The sequence below is a fragment of the Pseudomonas sp. PS01300 genome (assembly GCF_029960155.1).
GTDB classification, from domain to species: Bacteria; Pseudomonadota; Gammaproteobacteria; order Pseudomonadales; family Pseudomonadaceae; genus Aquipseudomonas; species Aquipseudomonas palmensis.
Window position 1 is genome coordinate 1 of record NZ_JASCPN010000091.1, and the last position, 15,456, is coordinate 15,456.

The window sequence follows — 15,456 nt, forward strand, 5'->3', positions numbered from 1 at the left end:
GGTCAAGCCCGCTCCCACAGGCTTGCACTGTACCTGTGGGAGCGGGCTTGACCCGCGATGCATTCAACGCAGTTTCAAGGGGTCCACCACCCCACACGCAATCGCCATCCCCACCAGGTCCGGCAGGTGTTCGGCCTGCATGCGCTTCGTCACCCGCGAACGGTACAGGTCCACGGTCTTCACGCTGACCTGCAACTGCTCGGCAATCTCCCGATTGGTATAGCCCTGCACCAGGGGCACGAACACGTCGCGCTCACGCGGGGTGAGGCTGTCGATGCGCCCCTGCACTTCATCGCGCTGGCGACTGCTGACCTGAACCCGTGACGAGCGCCCGAGGGCATCCTGCACGCTGTCGAGCAACAACTGGTCGTTGTAGGGCTTCTCGATGAAATCGATGGCCCCGGCCTTGAAGGCGCGTACCACGATCGGCACATCGGCATGCCCGCTGACAAAGATCACCGGCACCTGCACGCCCCGGGCGCGCAAGGCTTCCTGCACGCTCAGCCCACCCATGCCGGGCATGCGCACATCCAGCAGCACGCACGCCGGCAACGCCGCATCGCAGGCCTCCAGAAAAGCCTGGCCACTGGTGAACGGCAGCGCCTGCAGGCCCACCGACTCCAGCAGCCAGACGGTGGAGTCGAGCATGCCCTGATCGTCGTCGACCACGTAGACCTTCGGTTCCTGCATGGAAATCCCCTTGTTCATGCACTGGCCACCGGCGCCAGCCGACAGCACAAAATCAATCCGCCGGTATCACCCGGGTGCGCCTGCAAGGTACCGCCGAACCCTTCGACGATACTGCGGCTCATGCTCAAGCCCAGCCCCAGCCCTTCGGGCTTGCTGGTGGTAAACGGGGTGAAGATGCCGTCCAGCTGCTCGGCGGCCACCCCGGGGCCCTGGTCGGCCACCTGGATACGCAGCCAACCGGCCTGCTGGTCGGCGCTGATCAGCACGCGCGAAGGCGCCCCGGCATGCTGTTCGCGGTTGGCGTCGATGGCGTTGCGCAACAGGTTGAGCAGGACCTGTTCGAGCAAGACACGGTCGGCGTATACCGGCGGCAGGTTGTACACCATGTGCTGCTCGATGGTCACCTGGGCCTGCGCCGCCTCCCAGGCACACAGGCGCACGGCCTCGCGCGATACATCGGCCACGTTGAGCGCCTGCAAGCGGCGCGGCTCCTTGCGCAGGAACGAGCGCAGGCGCTTGATCACTTCGGCGGCATGGGTGGCCTGCTCGGTGATGCGCTGCAGGCCCTGGGCGACCCGCCCGGCCGCCTGCGGGTCACGCTCCACCGCCAGCAGGTAGCGCTGGCTGGCACTGGCATAGTTGACCACCGCTGCCAGCGGCTGGTTGATCTCGTGGGCGATGCCGGAGGCCAGCTCGCCCAGGGTGACCAGCCGCGCGGTGTGCGCCAGTTCATCCTGGTGTCGGCGCTGCTGGCGTTCACGCAGCTCGCGCTCGGTCATGTCGCGAGCCACCAGCGAGTAGTAGCGCTCGCCACCTGCGGCCCGGTGCGCCAGCAGTACCAGCGACACCGGGAACGGCGCCGAGCCGTTGTAGGGCGCCAGCCGCGCCTCGCATTGCCACACCCCTTCGCGCTCGGCGCAGGCCCAGCCCTCTTCGTCGAGGCGTTGCAGGGCTTCTTCGTCCAGCAGCTCGCGCAGGGGCGGCACGGCCTGCACCTCCAGCAGGCCCAGTGCTCGCCGGGCCGAACGGTTGAGGTAGGTGAGCTGGCCGGCGGGGTCGGTGAACAGCACCAGGTCGGTGTTGGCCTCGACCACCTCGGCCAGGCGCCGGCGGTTTTCCTGGGCTTCGATGCGCACGGTGATGTCGCGTGACACGCTGACGATCTCGACCACCGCACCGGTGTAGGTTTCGCGGATGGCGCGGCTGGCGATCTCGAACCACAGGTCGCGGCCATCGCGGTGGCGCACGCGGCAGGTCATGGTCTGGTAGCCGTCCTGCTCCAGCGCCTGGGAGGCCTGCAGCAGCGATTGCTGGCGGTCCTGGGGGTGAAACAGCGACTGCACCGCCACCCCGCGCAGCTCTTCCGGCCAGTAGCCCAGCAGGCGATAGGAGGCCGGCGAAGCATCCAGGAAACACCCGTCGGGGGTATGGCGCGAGATCAGGTCGGTGGTGTTTTCGGTGATCAGGCGGTACAACCGACGTGCCTGGCTGGCCTCGCGCTCGGCCAGGCGCTCCACCGTGGCGTCGCGGCAGCGGGCCAGCACCTGCAGGCCGCCCTCCAGCGGAACGAAGGTCCACAACAGGATACGCTGTTGCACCAGGGCCTCGACCTCGGCAATCGCCCGCTGCTGGTGCAGGCAGGCGCTCACCAGCGCCTTGTAGTTGGCAGGCAGCAGGCTGCCCACGGGCGGCTTGGGCCAGGTGTCGAACAACGCCTGCACCGCCGGGTTGGCGGCCACCACCTGGGCGGCGGCATCGAGCAGCACGGTGGGTTGCGGGTCCTTGTCGAGCAAGGCCGAGGGAGGAAAGGTCACTTGGGACTCCGGCTTTTTATAGTATTTATACCATATTGCTATAGTCTATCTTCCAAGTAATATGGAGAACAGCGTAAAAATGAAACACCGAAGTCGGTCTGCGTACCGCCTTCCAGAAACCTGATCAGAGCTAACAATCAGCCATCGGAGGTTTCAGCCAGCGCCTGATCGCGGCTGCCTCCTGCACAGGAACCGTTCATGTCGATCTTCTCCCAGGGCCTGCAGCCCGCCCCCGTCAACCATGTCGCCCTTTCCCCGCTGAGTTTCATCGAACGCACGGCTGCGGTCTATGGCGATTACCCGGCGGTGATCCATGGTGCCATCCGCCGCAACTGGCAGGAAACCTACCAGCGCTCCCGCCGCCTGGCCAGCGCCCTGGCCGGCCGCGGCATCGGGCTGGGCGATACGGTGGCGGTGATGCTGCCCAACATTCCGGCCATGCTCGAGGCGCATTTCGGTGTGCCGATGATCGGTGCGGTGCTCAACGCCCTGAACGTGCGCCTGGATGCCGAGGCCATCGCGTTCATGCTCGAGCACGGTGAAGCCAAGGTGCTGATCACCGACCGCGAATTCCACAAGGTGATCGAAGCAGCGCTGGGCCTGATGGCCCACCCGCCGCTGGTGATCGATGTGGACGACCCGGAGTACGGCGAGGGCCGCGCCGTCAGCGACCTGGATTACGAAGCCTTCCTGGCCGAGGGCGACCCCGAGTTCGTGTGGCACTGGCCCGAGGACGAGTGGCAGGCGATCTCGTTGAGCTACACCTCCGGCACCACCGGCAACCCCAAGGGGGTGGTCTACCACCACCGCGGCGCCTACCTGAACGCACTGGGCAACCAGATGACCTGGGCCATGGGCAACCACCCGGTGTACCTGTGGACCCTGCCGATGTTCCACTGCAATGGCTGGTGCTACCCGTGGACCGTGACGGCCCTGGCCGGCACCCATGTGTTCCTGCGCCGGGTCGACCCGCAGAAGATCCTGACCCTGATTCGCGAGCACCAGGTCACCCACCTGTGCGGCGCACCGATCGTGCTCAATGCGCTGATCAACATGCCCGACTCGGCCAAGGCCGCCATCGACCACCCCGTGAACGCGATGGTGGCCGGGGCGGCGCCACCCGCCAAGGTGATCGGCGCGGTGGAGGAAATGGGCATCAAGGTGACCCACGTCTACGGCCTGACCGAGGTCTACGGCCCGGTGACGGTGTGTGCCTGGCATGCCGAATGGGACGCGCAGCCGCTGGAGGAGCGGGCCCGCATCAAGTCGCGCCAGGGCGTGCGCTACCCTACCCTCGAGGGGCTGATGGTGGCCGACCCGCAAACGCTTGAGCCGGTGGCCCGCGACGGCAACACGCTGGGCGAGATCTTCATGCGCGGCAACACCGTGATGAAGGGCTACCTGAAGAACCCCGAGGCCACCGCCGAAGCCTTCCGAGGCGGCTGGTTCCATACCGGCGACCTGGCAGTGTGGCATGCCGACGGCTATGTGGAGATCAAGGACCGGCTCAAGGACATCATCATTTCCGGAGGCGAGAACATCTCGACCATCGAGGTCGAAGACACGCTGTACCGCCACCCGGCCGTGCTCGAGGCTGCGGTGGTCGCCCGCCCGGATGAAAAATGGGGCGAAACCCCCTGTGCCTACGTCACCCTCAAGGCCGGTTTCGAAGGTACCCGCGAGGCGGACATCATCGCCTTCTGCCGCGAGCATCTGGCCGGCTTCAAGCTGCCCAAGACCGTGGTGTTCAGCGAACTGCCGAAAACCTCCACGGGCAAGATCCAGAAGTACCTGTTGCGCGACTGGGCCAAGGCGCTCTGACCTTTTTTCACCTTTATTCGGAAACCGTTATGCCTGAGTTCAATGCACCGCTGCGCGACATGCGTTTTGTTCTTCACGAAGTGTTCCAGGGCCCGGCCCTGTGGGCACGCCTGCCGGCGCTGGCGGCCAGCGTCGACGGCGATACCGCCGATGCGATCCTGGAAGAGGCGGCCAAGATCACCGGCCAGCTGATTGCGCCGCTCAACCGCAGCGGCGATGAGGAAGGCGTGCACTTCGCGCAGGGTCGGGTCACCACTGCGCAGGGGTTCGTGCAGGCCTGGCAGACCTACCGCGAAGGCGGCTGGGTCGGGCTGGCGGGCAACCCCGAGTACGGCGGCCTGGGCATGCCCAAGATGCTCGCGGTGCAGTTCGAGGAGATGCTCTACGCCGCCAACTGCAGCTTCAGCCTGTATTCGGCGCTGAGCGCCGGCTGCTGCCTGGCCATCGACGCGCACGCCAGCGATGCATTGAAGGCCACCTACCTGCCGGCGCTGTACAGCGGGCAGTGGGCCGGCACCATGTGCCTGACCGAACCGCATGCAGGTACCGACCTGGGGATCATCTGCAGCAAGGCCGAACCCCAGGCCGATGGCAGCTACCGGGTCAGCGGCACCAAGATCTTCATCACCGGCGGCGACCAGGATCTGACCGAGAATATCGTGCACCTGGTGCTGGCCAAGCTGCCCGACGCGCCGGCCGGGCCCAAGGGCATCTCGCTGTTTCTGGTGCCCAAGCGCCTGGTGGGCGAGGACGGCAGTCTGGGTGAAACCAACGCGGTGAGCTGTGGATCGATCGAGCACAAGATGGGCATCAAGGCCTCGGCCACCTGCGTGATGAACTTCGATGGCGCCGTGGGCTACCTGGTGGGCGAACCCAACCGCGGCCTGGCGGCGATGTTCACCATGATGAACTACGAGCGCCTGTCCATCGGCATCCAGGGCATCGGCTGCGCCGAGGCGTCGTACCAGAACGCCGCACGCTACGCCCGGGACCGCCTGCAAAGCCGCGCCGCCACCGGGCCGCTGGCCAGCGACAAGGTGGCCGACCCGATCATCGTGCATGCCGATGTACGGCGCATGCTGCTGAGCATGCGCGCCCTGACCGAAGGCGGCCGGGCGTTCGCCACCTATGTCGGCCTGCAGCTGGATATCGCCAAGTACGCCGAGCAGCCGGAGGAGCGCGAGGCCGCGCAGCGCCTGGTGGCCTTGCTGACACCGGTGGCCAAGGCGTTTTTCACCGACATGGGCCTGGAAAGCTGCGTACTGGGCCAGCAGGTGTTCGGCGGGCATGGCTACATTCGCGAATGGGGCCAGGAACAGCTGGTGCGCGATGTTCGCATCGCGCAGATCTACGAAGGCACCAACGGCATCCAGGCGCTGGACCTGCTGGGGCGCAAGGTGGTGGCCGATGGCGGACAGTCGCTGGCGCTGTTCGCCAACGAGATCCGCAGCTTCTGTGAAACCCGTCCGCCCCTGTGCGAACCGCTGCTGCATGCCCTGGCGCAGCTGGAAAGCGTGAGCCAGTGGGTACGCGAGCAGGCCACCGGTGATGCCAACGCGGTGGGCGCGGCGTCGGTGGAGTACCTGCACCTGTTCGGCTATGTGGCCTACGCCTACATGTGGTCGCGCATGGCGGCCACTGCCCGCGAACGGCGCGAGCAGGAGCCGGCGTTCTACGAGGCCAAGCTGGCCACGGCTACCTTCTACGTCGAGCGTCTGCTGCCCAGGGTACTGTCGTTGCAGGCCAGCATCCGCGCAGGCAGTGCGCCGCTGTACCAGTTGCCAGCCGAGCTGTTCTGAGCCGCGCAACGCTCCAGGCGGGTGCTTAAACGATAAAAACCACGCATTTGCGTGGTTTTTCGTTCAAATATTTCTTACAACTGATAGTCATTCACGATGAACTCGGTTCTCGTTGGCCACCTGCCAAGGGTAGAATGGCCAAAACCGGGAGTATCAATGAACCAAACCAGCCTCAGCGCAGCCGAACTTGATGCCATCACCGATGCCGCTGCGCACTGGTGCATGCGCCTGCATGCTGAGGACTGCAGTGAACAGGAACGTGCCGCCTGCGCGCAATGGCGCGCAGCCGACCCACTGCACGAGCAGGAATTCCAGGCCATGCAGGAGATCTGGCAGACCGCCGACCACCTGCCCCGCCCTGCTGCCCCGGTAATCACCCTGTCAGCCAGGCCCCGCGGGCGCGCCTTGCGTCGGCTGGCCTCGGCTGCGGCCGTGGCGCTGGTGGCGCTGCCGATTGGCGCCTGGGTGGGCTGGGAACAGGGCTGGCTGCCCAACAGCTATGAGCGCGTTGAAAGCGGCAATGCCATCGCCCGCGCGGTGCTGCCGGATGGCAGCGAGGTGGAGTTGAACCTCAACACCACCCTGCGCTACGCCAACTACAAGGACGAACGACGGGTGACGCTGGTCAACGGCGAGGCCTTCTTCAAGGTGCAGCACGATACCCAGCACCCGTTCGTGGTGCGTGCCGGCAAGGGCCAGACCCGGGTGACCGGTACCCAGTTCAACGTGTGGAAGTATCAGGACCAGGTGAAGGTCACCCTGGTGGAAGGTTCGGTGCTGGTCAGCAGCAACAGCAGCGACCCGGACAGCGGCTATCGCCTGGGCCCCGGCATGCAGGCCAGCTACCGTCGCGGCGACTACGAGCCGGCCCTCAGCCAGACCTATGCCCACGACACCAGCCTGGCCTGGCGCGGCGGCAAGCTGATCCTCGACAATCTGCCACTGGACCAGGCCCTGCCGCTGATCAACCGCTACCTGGAAACGCCGTTGCTGCTGGCGGACGCCAGTACCGGCAGCATCCGCATCAGCGGCATCTACAACACCACCGAGGTCAATCGCCTGGTGAGCAACATGCCCAAGGTGCTGCCGGTGTACCTGACGCGCAACAAGAACGGCGATACGGTGCTCAACCGCATCTCGCCGCCCCCGCGAAAAAGCTGAGCCTCGCGCCCAGCTCTGCACCCTGGCGCGCTACAGCACCATCGCCGCTACCCAGCCGAACGCCAGCAACGGCAGGTTGTAATGCAGGAAGGTCGGCACCACCGTGTCCCAGATGTGATGGTGCTGGCCGTCGACGTTCAGGCCCGAGGTCGGGCCCAGGGTCGAGTCCGACGCCGGTGAGCCGGCATCACCCAACGCGCCGGCAGTGCCGACGATGCACACGGTGGCCAGCGGGTCGAAGCCCAGTTGCACGCACAGCGGCACGAAGATCGCCGCCAGGATCGGCACCGTGGAGAACGACGAACCGATACCCATGGTCACCAGCAGGCCCACCAGCAGCATCAGCAGCGCCCCGACCGCCTTGCTGTGGTCGATCCAGCCGGCCGAGGCCTCCACCAGGGTCTTCACTTCGCCGGTGGCCTTCATGACCTCGGCAAAGCCGGACGCGGCGATCATGATGAAGCCGATCATGGCCATCATCTTCATGCCTTCGGTGAACAGGTCATCGGTGTCCTTCCAGCGCACGATGCCCGACAGCGAGAAGATCAGAAAGCCCGCCATCGCACCGATGATCATCGAGTCCAGCCACAGCTGGATGATGAACGCCGCGGCGATCGCACAGCCGGCCACCATCAGCGTCAACGGGTTGTAGCTGACGGCCACCTGCTCGACCTGCTCGATCTTTGCCACGTCGTACACGCGCTTTTTGCGGTAGCTGAAGAACACCGCCAGCAGCAACCCGAACAGCATGCCCGCCGCCGGTATCGCCATGGCCTGGGTCACGTTGACGCCGCTGACGTCCACCCCGCTACGGCTGACGTTGGCCAGCAGGATCTGATTGAGGAAGATGTTGCCGAACCCCACTGGCAGGAACATGTAGGGGGTGATCAGGCCGAAAGTCATCACGCAGGCCACCAGGCGCCGATCGATCTGCAGGCGAGTCAGCACGTACAGCAGCGGCGGCACCAGCAGCGGAATGAAGGCGATATGAATGGGCAGGATGTTCTGCGACGAGATCGCCACCACCAGCAACAGGCCGATCAGCAGCCACTTGATCTTGCCGCCTTCGGCATTGCGCTGACCATGGAACATCGACAGGGCGCGATCGGCCAGCGCATGGGCCAGCCCGGACTTGGCGATGGCCACGGCGAATGCGCCCAGCAGCGCATACGACAATGCCACCGTGGCACCGCCACCCAGGCCGCCGTTGAACGCCTTGAGCGTGCCTTCGATACCCAGGCCGCCCACCAGGCCGCCGGCGAGCGCGCCGATGATGAGGGCGATGACCACGTGCACACGGGCCAGGCTCAATATCAGCATGATGCCGACCGCGGCAATTACTGCATTCATTTCATGACCTCTAGAAACCAGACAAAGCTTGCGCTGCGGCGACAGACTGCGAGCGCAGTGGCCGAACGACAGGTGTTTTTATGGGAGGGCGCACACTCTGAAGCAGCACCCGCCACTTGTCAAAGTACGGGGCTAGACGGCTGCACGCGGGTCGCATGCATGACTGAAAACGACGCATTTCAATTGAACGTTTGAATAAAGAAAAACTGCGCCTGGCCGTTACAGTCGTCAGCCTCAATCTTTTTTTGGATCAAAGGACTTCGTCATGTCGTCGAGACAACTTTCCATCCAGTGGAAAATCACCCTGCTGGCCGGGCTCTGCCTGGCCAGCATCGTTACGCTGCTGGTGGGCCTTTCGCTGTACCGCATGGAGCACAACTCCGAGCTGGTCAAGGCCAGCAGCATGCAGATGCTGACCGAAGCGGCCCAGTCGCGTATCGAGTCCCAGGGCGAAGTCCAGGCCTTGAGCATCCGCCGCCAGTTCATGGATGCCTACCAGTACGGTGCAGGCTTTGCGCGCCAGGTGCTGTTTTTGCGCGAGCAGGCCGAAAAGCGCTTTCTGGACGCCTTCGACCTGCGCGAGGACATGACCCGCCAGGTGCGCGCCGCGCTGCAGGCCAACCCCGACCTGCTGGGGCTGTCGCTGGTGTTCGAGCCCAACGCCCTGGACAACAAGGATGCCCTGTTCGCCAACCAGGCCGAGCTGGGCAGCAACGAGGCCGGCCGCTTTGCCCTGTACTGGTCGCAGCCCACGCCCGGCAAGCTGACCTCGATGGCGCTGCCCGAAAAGGACATGACCGACACCAGCATCGGCCCCAGCGGCGAGCCGGCCAACACCTGGTCGGTGTGCCCGCGTACCACGCGCAAGACCTGCGTGATCGAACCCTACTTCTATGACATCGCCGGTCAGCGGGTGCTGATGACCAGCATCGTGTTCCCGCTGATCGTGGCCGACAAGGTGGTCGCCACCCTGTCGATCGACATCAACCTGAACAGCCTGCAGGCGCTGAGCCAGCAGGCCAGCCAGAACCTGTACCAGGGCCAGACCCGCATCGGCATCATCAGCCCGGTCGGCCTGCTGGCCGGCTACAGCCCGGATGCGGGCAAGCTGGCGCAACGCTTCGACCAGGTCGACAGCACCAGCGGCAAGGAGCTGATAGGCCTGCTGAGCAGCGGCACGCCCCTGCAGAGCCTCCACAAGGACGAGCGCCTGAAGGTGCTGGCATCGTTTGCACCGATTCCGGGGGGCAAGCCCTGGGGCGTGCTGCTGGATGTGCCGCAAAGTGCCCTGACCGGCCCGGCCGAGACCCTCAAGAACGAGCTCGACCAGCGCAATACCAGTGGCACCCTGATCGAGCTTGGCCTGGGTGTGCTGGCCGCGATCGTGGGGCTGCTGCTGATCTGGGTGATGGCGCGCAGTGTGACCCGCCCCATCCTGGGCGTGGCCGCCATGCTCAAGGACATCGCCAGCGGCGAAGGCGACCTGACCCGCCGCCTGAACTACGACAAGCGCGACGAGCTGGGGGAACTGGCCGGCTGGTTCAACCGCTTCCTCGACAAGCTGCAGCCGATCATCGCCGAGGTCAAACGCTCGGTGCAGGCGGCGCGCGACACTGCCGACCAGTCCTCGGCGATTGCCTCGCAGACCAGCGCCGGCATGGAGCAGCAGTACCGTCAGGTCGACCAGGTGGCCACGGCGTCCCACGAAATGAGCGCCACCGCCCAGGATGTGGCGCGCAGTGCTGCGCAAGCGGCCCAGGCGGCGCGTGACGCCGACCAGGCGACCCGTCAGGGCCTGGCGGTGATCGACCGCACCACCACCAGCATCGATACCCTGGCAGCCGACATGAACACCGCCATGGCCCAGGTCGAAGGGTTGGCCGACAACAGCGAGAAGATCGGTTCGGTACTGGAAGTGATCCGCTCCATCGCCGAGCAGACCAACCTGCTGGCGCTCAATGCCGCCATCGAGGCGGCCCGTGCCGGGGAAGCCGGGCGCGGCTTTGCGGTGGTGGCCGACGAGGTGCGCAACCTGGCCCGACGCACCCAGGAGTCGGTGGAGGAGACCCGTCAGGTGATCGAGCAACTGCAGGCCGGCACCCGCGAGGTGGTGGGCGCCATGGACAGCAGCCACCGCCAGGCCCAGGGTAGCGTCGACCAGGTCGGTCAGGCCGTGACTGCGCTGCGCCAGATCGGCGAGGCCGTCACCGTGATCAGCGACATGAACCTGCAGATTGCCAGTGCCGCCGAAGAGCAGAGCGCGGTGGCCGAGGAAATCAACAACAACGTGGCGACCATTCGCGATGTGACCGAGTCACTCTCGGAGCAGGCCAATGAGTCGGCGCGGGTCAGCCAGTCGCTGAACAGCCTGGCCAACCAGCAGCAGGGGCTGATGGACCAGTTCCGCGTCTGATGGTGTTATCGGGCTACCCTGCGGGGTAGCTCGATGCTCACCCGCAGCCCGCCCAGCGGGCTTTCCAGCAACCTCATCTGCCCACCCCAGGCTTCGGCGATATCGCGAACGATGCCCAGGCCAAGCCCATGGCCATCGACCTGTTCGTCGAGCCGCGCACCGCGCTCCAGCACCCCCGCCCTGGCATTTTCGGGGATGCCCGGGCCATCATCGTCCACCCACAGGCGATACACCCCGCCCTCTTGCTCGATGCTCAGGCAGACCTCGCTGTCGGCCCACTTGCAGGCGTTGTCCAGCAGGTTGCCCAGCAGCTCGAGCAGGTCTTCGCGGTCCCAGGGCAAGGACAGCCCATCGGGCACCTGATGGCGGATGAGCAGGTGATCGCCGTGAATCATGCCCAGGGTCGATAGCAGGCCCGGCAGTTCGGTGGCGCAATCGAAATGCGCCCCCGGCAGGGCATCGCCGGCCAGCCGGGCGCGATTGAGTTCGCGGCTCAGGCGTTGCTGGATCTGCTCCAGCTGAGCCTGCAACTGGGCCCGAACCTCGGGCAGGTCGTTCAGGCGCTCGCTCGACGCCAGGCTCATCAGCACCGCCAGGGGGGTCTTCAGGGCATGCCCCAGGTTACCCAGCGCGTTGCGTGAACGCCTGAGGCTGTCTTCGGTGTGTGCCAGCAGGTGGTTGATCTGCGCCACCAGGGGCTCGAGTTCGACAGGCACCTCACTGTCGAGCTGCGAGCGCTTGCCCTGCTGCAGTTGGGCGATCTGTTCGCGCGTGCGTTCCAGTGGGCGCAGGGAGCGTGTGACCGTGATGCGTTGCAGCACCAGAATCAACAGCAGCGCCACCAGCCCCAGGCCAAGGCCGAGCTGCTGCATGCGCCGGAAGCCGTCGCGCACGGGGGTATAGTCCTGCGCCACGCTGATCGAGATCGCCTGGCCCAGGCGCCGGTAGTCGGCACGCAGCACCAGCAGTTGCTGGCCAGCCGGGCCCAGCTCCAGGCCCGCGTGCAGGCCGGGAGTTGGCGGACGGGGCATGTCCATGTCCCAGAGCGAGCGGGAACGCCAACTGCCCCCTTCGAAATCGATACGGAAGTAGTAGCCGGAAAACGGCCGCTGGTACGCCGACGACAGACGTCGCTCGTCCAGTTCGAGGCCGCTGTGGCCGCGCACCAGCGCCACCAGCAGGTTTTCGCTTTCCTTGCGCAACCCCGTCTCCAGGTAGCGCTGCAACCCGACCTCGAACAGCCACAGGCTGATCTGCGCCAGGGCCAGGCCGACCACCACCAGTACACCGACCAGCCCCAGGCTCAGGCGCGCCTGGATCGACTTCACTCGACCACTCCGCCAAAGCGATAGCCCTGGCCGCGATGGGTTTCGATAACGCTGCGCCCCAGCTTGCGGCGCAGGTGGTTGACGTGTACTTCGAGCACATTCGAGTCGCGCTCGGTTTCGCCGTTGTAGAGGTGCTCGGCCAGGTGGCTTTTGGAAAGGATCTGCTGCGGGTGCAACATGAAGTAGCGCAGCAGGCGAAACTCGGCGGCGGTCAGTTGCACGTCCTGCCCGTCGCGGCTCACGCACTGGCGGCCTTCGTCCAGGTGCAGGCCGGCGGCCTGCAGGGTCGGCTGGTTGGCCAGGCCACGGGCGCGGCGCAGCAGCGACTGGATGCGCAGTTGCAGCTCTTCGGGGTGAAAGGGTTTGCTCAGGTAATCGTCGGCACCGGCCTTGAGGCCCTCGATGCGCTCGGCCCAGGAACCCCGTGCGGTCAGGATCAGCACCGGAGTCGACAGCCCGCCGGCGCGCCATTGGGCCAGCACCTCGAGGCCGGGCAGGCCGGGCAGGCCCAGGTCCAGGATAATCAGGTCATAGGGCTCGCTGCTACCCTGGTACACCGCATCTCGGCCGTCGGCCAGCCAGTCGATGGCGTAGCCCTGGCGCTGCAGGCTCTGGGTGAGTTCATCGGCCAGCGGGACGTTGTCCTCGACCAGTAACAGGCGCATCAGTCATCTTCCTCATCTTTGATCAGCACACCCGTGCGTGCATCGAACTTGATTTCACGTACGACCCCTTGCGGGGTGACCAGCTCGACTTCGTACTCGTAGCGGTTGTGCTTCTCTTCCAGCTCCGCCTCAAGCAACTTCGCCCCGGGGTAACGCCCCAGGGCGGAGTTCAACAGTTGCTCCAGCGGCAGGATGATGCCCTTCTGACGTAGCTCCAGGGCTTCATCCTGATCGAGGTCGCGGGCCAGGGCCGGCGTACAGAAGACCAGCAATGCGAGGAACAGCCACGGTGCCGTTCGCTTGCGTGCAGTCATCAGGTGTCCTTGGCGTCCTTGAGTACTTCACCGGTCTTGGCATCAAGGTCCACGTCCCATTCGACGTTCTGCGCGTCACGCAGTTCGACCTTGTACACATAACGGCCGTACACGTCCTCGAGCTCGGAGTCCTTGATGGTGGCACCCGGATGCTTGGCCAGCGCTTTTGCGTTGAGGTCATCCAGCGACAGGATGGTCTTGGCCTGGACCAGCTGCACGACTTCATTGGTGGGGATGTCTTTAGCCAGCGCAACGTTGGCGCTCAGGGCAAGGGCGGCGGTGGCGAACAGGGCAGTCAATGTTTTCATCGTGTCTCTCCATTTAGGATCAATCTTGCTTACGGGTTCAGAATACCGAACCGAACTTAACTGAAACTGAAAACAACTGGCGCCATGATAGCTCAGGCGCGCCCCTGTTCCGTCCACGCTTCTCTATAATCGTTGATCCAGGACAACGAGGCCCTTATGAGCTCAATCCAGATCAAGTTTCCAGCGCTGACACTCAAGGCCGGCACGCGGGCGTTTGCCCATGTACGTGAACGCGGTCTGCAGGCTGCAGACGTGGGGGTGCTACCGGGCGCTGCAGGCGGCCCCAAGGCGCTGGGTATCCAGGGTATCGACCTGGCGCTGTTCGGCCAGTGGCTGCCCACAGCACCGCGCGCGCGCTCGCTGATCGGGGCATCGATCGGCTCCTGGCGCTTCGCCAGTGCCTGCCTGCCCGACCCCGCCCAGGCCCTGCTGCGCCTGGGCCATCTGTATACCGAGCAGGATTTCGCCAAGGGCGTGACCCAGGCCCAGGTCAGCCAGAGCTGTCGTCGCATGCTCGATGACCTGCTGGAGGGCCAGGATGCTCGCATTCTCGACAACCCCCACTATCGGCTCAACATCATGCTGGTCAGAAGCCACGGCCTGCTTCAGCACGATCATCGAGGCCGACTGGGCGTAGGCCTGTCGTCGGTGATTGCCGACAACCTCGTGAGCCGTTCGCGGCTGGCCCGGCACTTCGAACGCGTGATCCTGCATGACGCACGCTGCGCACCGCCGTTGAACCCCCTCACGGACTTCCCTTCGCGCTGTCTGCCGCTGGCGGTCGACAACCTGCGTCATGCCCTGCTCGCTTCAGGCTCCATTCCCATGGTGATGGAAGGCGTGCGGGACATTCCGGGAGTCGGGGCGGGCACCTACCGGGATGGTGGCTTGCTCGACTATCACCTCGACCTGCCCTACAGCGGCGAGGACATCGTGCTTTACCCTCACTTCACCCACAAGGTGGTGCCGGGGTGGTTCGACAAGGCCCTGCCCTGGCGGCGCAGCAATGCGCAGTACCTGCAGAACGTGCTGTTGCTGGCACCCTCGCCGCAGTACCTGGCCCGCCTGCCCTACGGCAAGCTGCCGGATCGCAGCGACTTCAAGCGCTTCATGGGCGATGCCGGTAACCGCCAACGTTACTGGCGTACCGCCATGAGCGAAAGCCAGCGGCTGGGCGACGAGTTCCTGGAACTGGTGGAAACCGGCAAGCTGCACCAGCATCTGCAACCGTTGAAGTAGGCTTGCTGTTAAACTGCCGGTCAGCATTGGTTTTCAGAGTTCTAAGATACCGTGGAAATTTTCAAAGAGTTCACCTTCGAATCGGCCCACCGCTTGCCGAATGTGCCCGCCGGGCACAAATGCGGGCGCCTGCACGGCCACTCCTTCAAGGTTGCCTTGCACCTGACCGGCCAGCTGGATCCGCATACCGGCTGGATTCGCGACTTCTCGGAGATCAAGGCGATTTTCAAGCCGCTGTACGAGCAGCTAGACCACAACTACCTCAATGACATCCCTGGCCTGGAGAACCCGACCAGCGAAGTGATTGCCAAATGGATCTGGGACCAGGTCAAGCCGTTGCTGCCAGAACTGAGCAAGGTGCGTATCCATGAGACCTGCACCAGTGGCTGCGAGTATTACGGCGACTGAGCTGACAGTGACATGTCTGAAAACCACCTCCCAAGGTGGTTTTTTTATGCCCGCCTTGCAGGAAACTTTCAGCCCACAAAGACAAAACCCCTACCTGCAGATGCAGATAGGGGTTTCGGAATTTAATCTTGACGATGACCTACTCT

13 protein-coding genes are annotated in these 15,456 nt (G+C 64.9%); 6 read left to right on the forward strand and 7 right to left on the reverse strand.

Features of this window, described 5'->3' with window-relative positions:
• Nucleotides 1-63: 63 nt before the first annotated feature.
• Nucleotides 64-690: a response regulator gene (locus tag QMX96_RS25205; protein ID WP_282362646.1), complete on the reverse strand. Its 627-nt coding sequence runs from the start codon at nt 688-690 to the stop codon at nt 64-66.
• Nucleotides 691-704: 14 nt separating this feature from the next.
• The gene (locus QMX96_RS25210; RefSeq protein ID WP_043861133.1) at nt 705-2,504 is read right to left on the reverse strand and encodes a PAS domain S-box protein; all 1,800 of its coding nucleotides are present in this window, start codon (nt 2,502-2,504) and stop codon (nt 705-707) included.
• 198 nt (nt 2,505-2,702) lie between these two features.
• Between QMX96_RS25210 and QMX96_RS25215 the strand changes: the two genes are divergently transcribed.
• From QMX96_RS25215 to QMX96_RS25225, 3 genes are all read left to right on the forward strand, one after another.
• Nucleotides 2,703-4,325 (forward strand): acyl-CoA synthetase, encoded by a 1,623-nt coding sequence (locus QMX96_RS25215; RefSeq protein ID WP_088514884.1) that lies wholly within the window; start codon nt 2,703-2,705, stop codon nt 4,323-4,325.
• Between the two features lie 29 nt (nt 4,326-4,354).
• The gene (locus tag QMX96_RS25220; protein WP_282362647.1) at nt 4,355-6,124 is read left to right on the forward strand and encodes an acyl-CoA dehydrogenase C-terminal domain-containing protein; all 1,770 of its coding nucleotides are present in this window, start codon (nt 4,355-4,357) and stop codon (nt 6,122-6,124) included.
• Between the two features lie 156 nt (nt 6,125-6,280).
• Nucleotides 6,281-7,285, forward strand: coding sequence for a FecR family protein (locus tag QMX96_RS25225; RefSeq protein WP_043861136.1), 1,005 nt, complete (start codon nt 6,281-6,283; stop codon nt 7,283-7,285).
• 30 nt (nt 7,286-7,315) lie between these two features.
• On the opposite strand, the gene QMX96_RS25230 is transcribed toward QMX96_RS25225, so the two are convergent.
• Nucleotides 7,316-8,635 carry a Na+/H+ antiporter NhaC family protein gene (locus QMX96_RS25230; protein ID WP_054916515.1) on the reverse strand — a complete coding sequence of 440 codons (1,320 nt, stop codon included), beginning with the start codon at nt 8,633-8,635 and terminating at the stop codon, nt 7,316-7,318.
• Between the two features lie 265 nt (nt 8,636-8,900).
• Here QMX96_RS25230 and QMX96_RS25235 point away from each other — a divergent pair, with 265 nt between their 5' ends.
• Entirely contained in the window at nt 8,901-11,048 is a 2,148-nt protein-coding gene (locus QMX96_RS25235) for a methyl-accepting chemotaxis protein (RefSeq protein WP_054916516.1), read from the forward strand.
• A 5-nt stretch (nt 11,049-11,053) separates the two neighbouring features.
• Here the strand turns inward: QMX96_RS25235 and QMX96_RS25240 are convergent, their stop codons facing one another.
• The 4 genes from QMX96_RS25240 to QMX96_RS25255 are packed head-to-tail and all read right to left on the reverse strand — an operon-like array spanning nt 11,054 to nt 13,663.
• On the reverse strand, nt 11,054-12,376 hold the full coding sequence (locus QMX96_RS25240; RefSeq protein ID WP_078481102.1) for a sensor histidine kinase: 1,323 nt from the start codon (nt 12,374-12,376) through the stop codon (nt 11,054-11,056).
• Nucleotides 12,373-13,041 carry a response regulator transcription factor gene (locus tag QMX96_RS25245; protein WP_043861139.1) on the reverse strand — a complete coding sequence of 223 codons (669 nt, stop codon included), beginning with the start codon at nt 13,039-13,041 and terminating at the stop codon, nt 12,373-12,375. The genes QMX96_RS25240 and QMX96_RS25245 overlap by 4 nt, the downstream gene beginning before the upstream one ends.
• Nucleotides 13,041-13,355 (reverse strand): PepSY domain-containing protein, encoded by a 315-nt coding sequence (locus tag QMX96_RS25250; protein WP_043861140.1) that lies wholly within the window; start codon nt 13,353-13,355, stop codon nt 13,041-13,043. The genes QMX96_RS25245 and QMX96_RS25250 overlap by 1 nt, the downstream gene beginning before the upstream one ends.
• A complete protein-coding gene (locus tag QMX96_RS25255) occupies nt 13,355-13,663 on the reverse strand; it encodes a PepSY domain-containing protein (RefSeq protein ID WP_043861141.1) in 309 nt (102 codons plus the stop codon). The genes QMX96_RS25250 and QMX96_RS25255 overlap by 1 nt, the downstream gene beginning before the upstream one ends.
• Nucleotides 13,664-13,819: 156 nt before the next feature.
• Between QMX96_RS25255 and QMX96_RS25260 the strand changes: the two genes are divergently transcribed.
• Nucleotides 13,820-14,902, forward strand: a complete 1,083-nt coding sequence (locus QMX96_RS25260) for a patatin-like phospholipase family protein (RefSeq protein WP_078481103.1) — start codon at nt 13,820-13,822, stop codon at nt 14,900-14,902.
• 51 nt (nt 14,903-14,953) lie between these two features.
• Entirely contained in the window at nt 14,954-15,310 is a 357-nt protein-coding gene (gene queD, locus QMX96_RS25265; protein WP_043861143.1) for a 6-carboxytetrahydropterin synthase QueD, read from the forward strand.
• Nucleotides 15,311-15,456: the final 146 nt, after the last annotated feature.

Coding starts and splice junctions, on each gene's coding strand:
- QMX96_RS25245 (WP_043861139.1), bottom strand. CDS start 13,041: ATGCGCCTGTTACTGGTCGAGGACAACGTCCCGCTGGCCGATGAACTC.
- QMX96_RS25230 (WP_054916515.1), bottom strand. CDS start 8,635: ATGAATGCAGTAATTGCCGCGGTCGGCATCATGCTGATATTGAGCCTG.
- QMX96_RS25225 (WP_043861136.1), top strand. CDS start 6,281: ATGAACCAAACCAGCCTCAGCGCAGCCGAACTTGATGCCATCACCGAT.
- QMX96_RS25235 (WP_054916516.1), top strand. CDS start 8,901: ATGTCGTCGAGACAACTTTCCATCCAGTGGAAAATCACCCTGCTGGCC.
- QMX96_RS25205 (WP_282362646.1), bottom strand. CDS start 690: ATGCAGGAACCGAAGGTCTACGTGGTCGACGACGATCAGGGCATGCTC.
- QMX96_RS25215 (WP_088514884.1), top strand. CDS start 2,703: ATGTCGATCTTCTCCCAGGGCCTGCAGCCCGCCCCCGTCAACCATGTC.
- QMX96_RS25255 (WP_043861141.1), bottom strand. CDS start 13,663: ATGAAAACATTGACTGCCCTGTTCGCCACCGCCGCCCTTGCCCTGAGC.
- QMX96_RS25220 (WP_282362647.1), top strand. CDS start 4,355: ATGCCTGAGTTCAATGCACCGCTGCGCGACATGCGTTTTGTTCTTCAC.
- QMX96_RS25260 (WP_078481103.1), top strand. CDS start 13,820: ATGAGCTCAATCCAGATCAAGTTTCCAGCGCTGACACTCAAGGCCGGC.
- QMX96_RS25250 (WP_043861140.1), bottom strand. CDS start 13,355: ATGACTGCACGCAAGCGAACGGCACCGTGGCTGTTCCTCGCATTGCTG.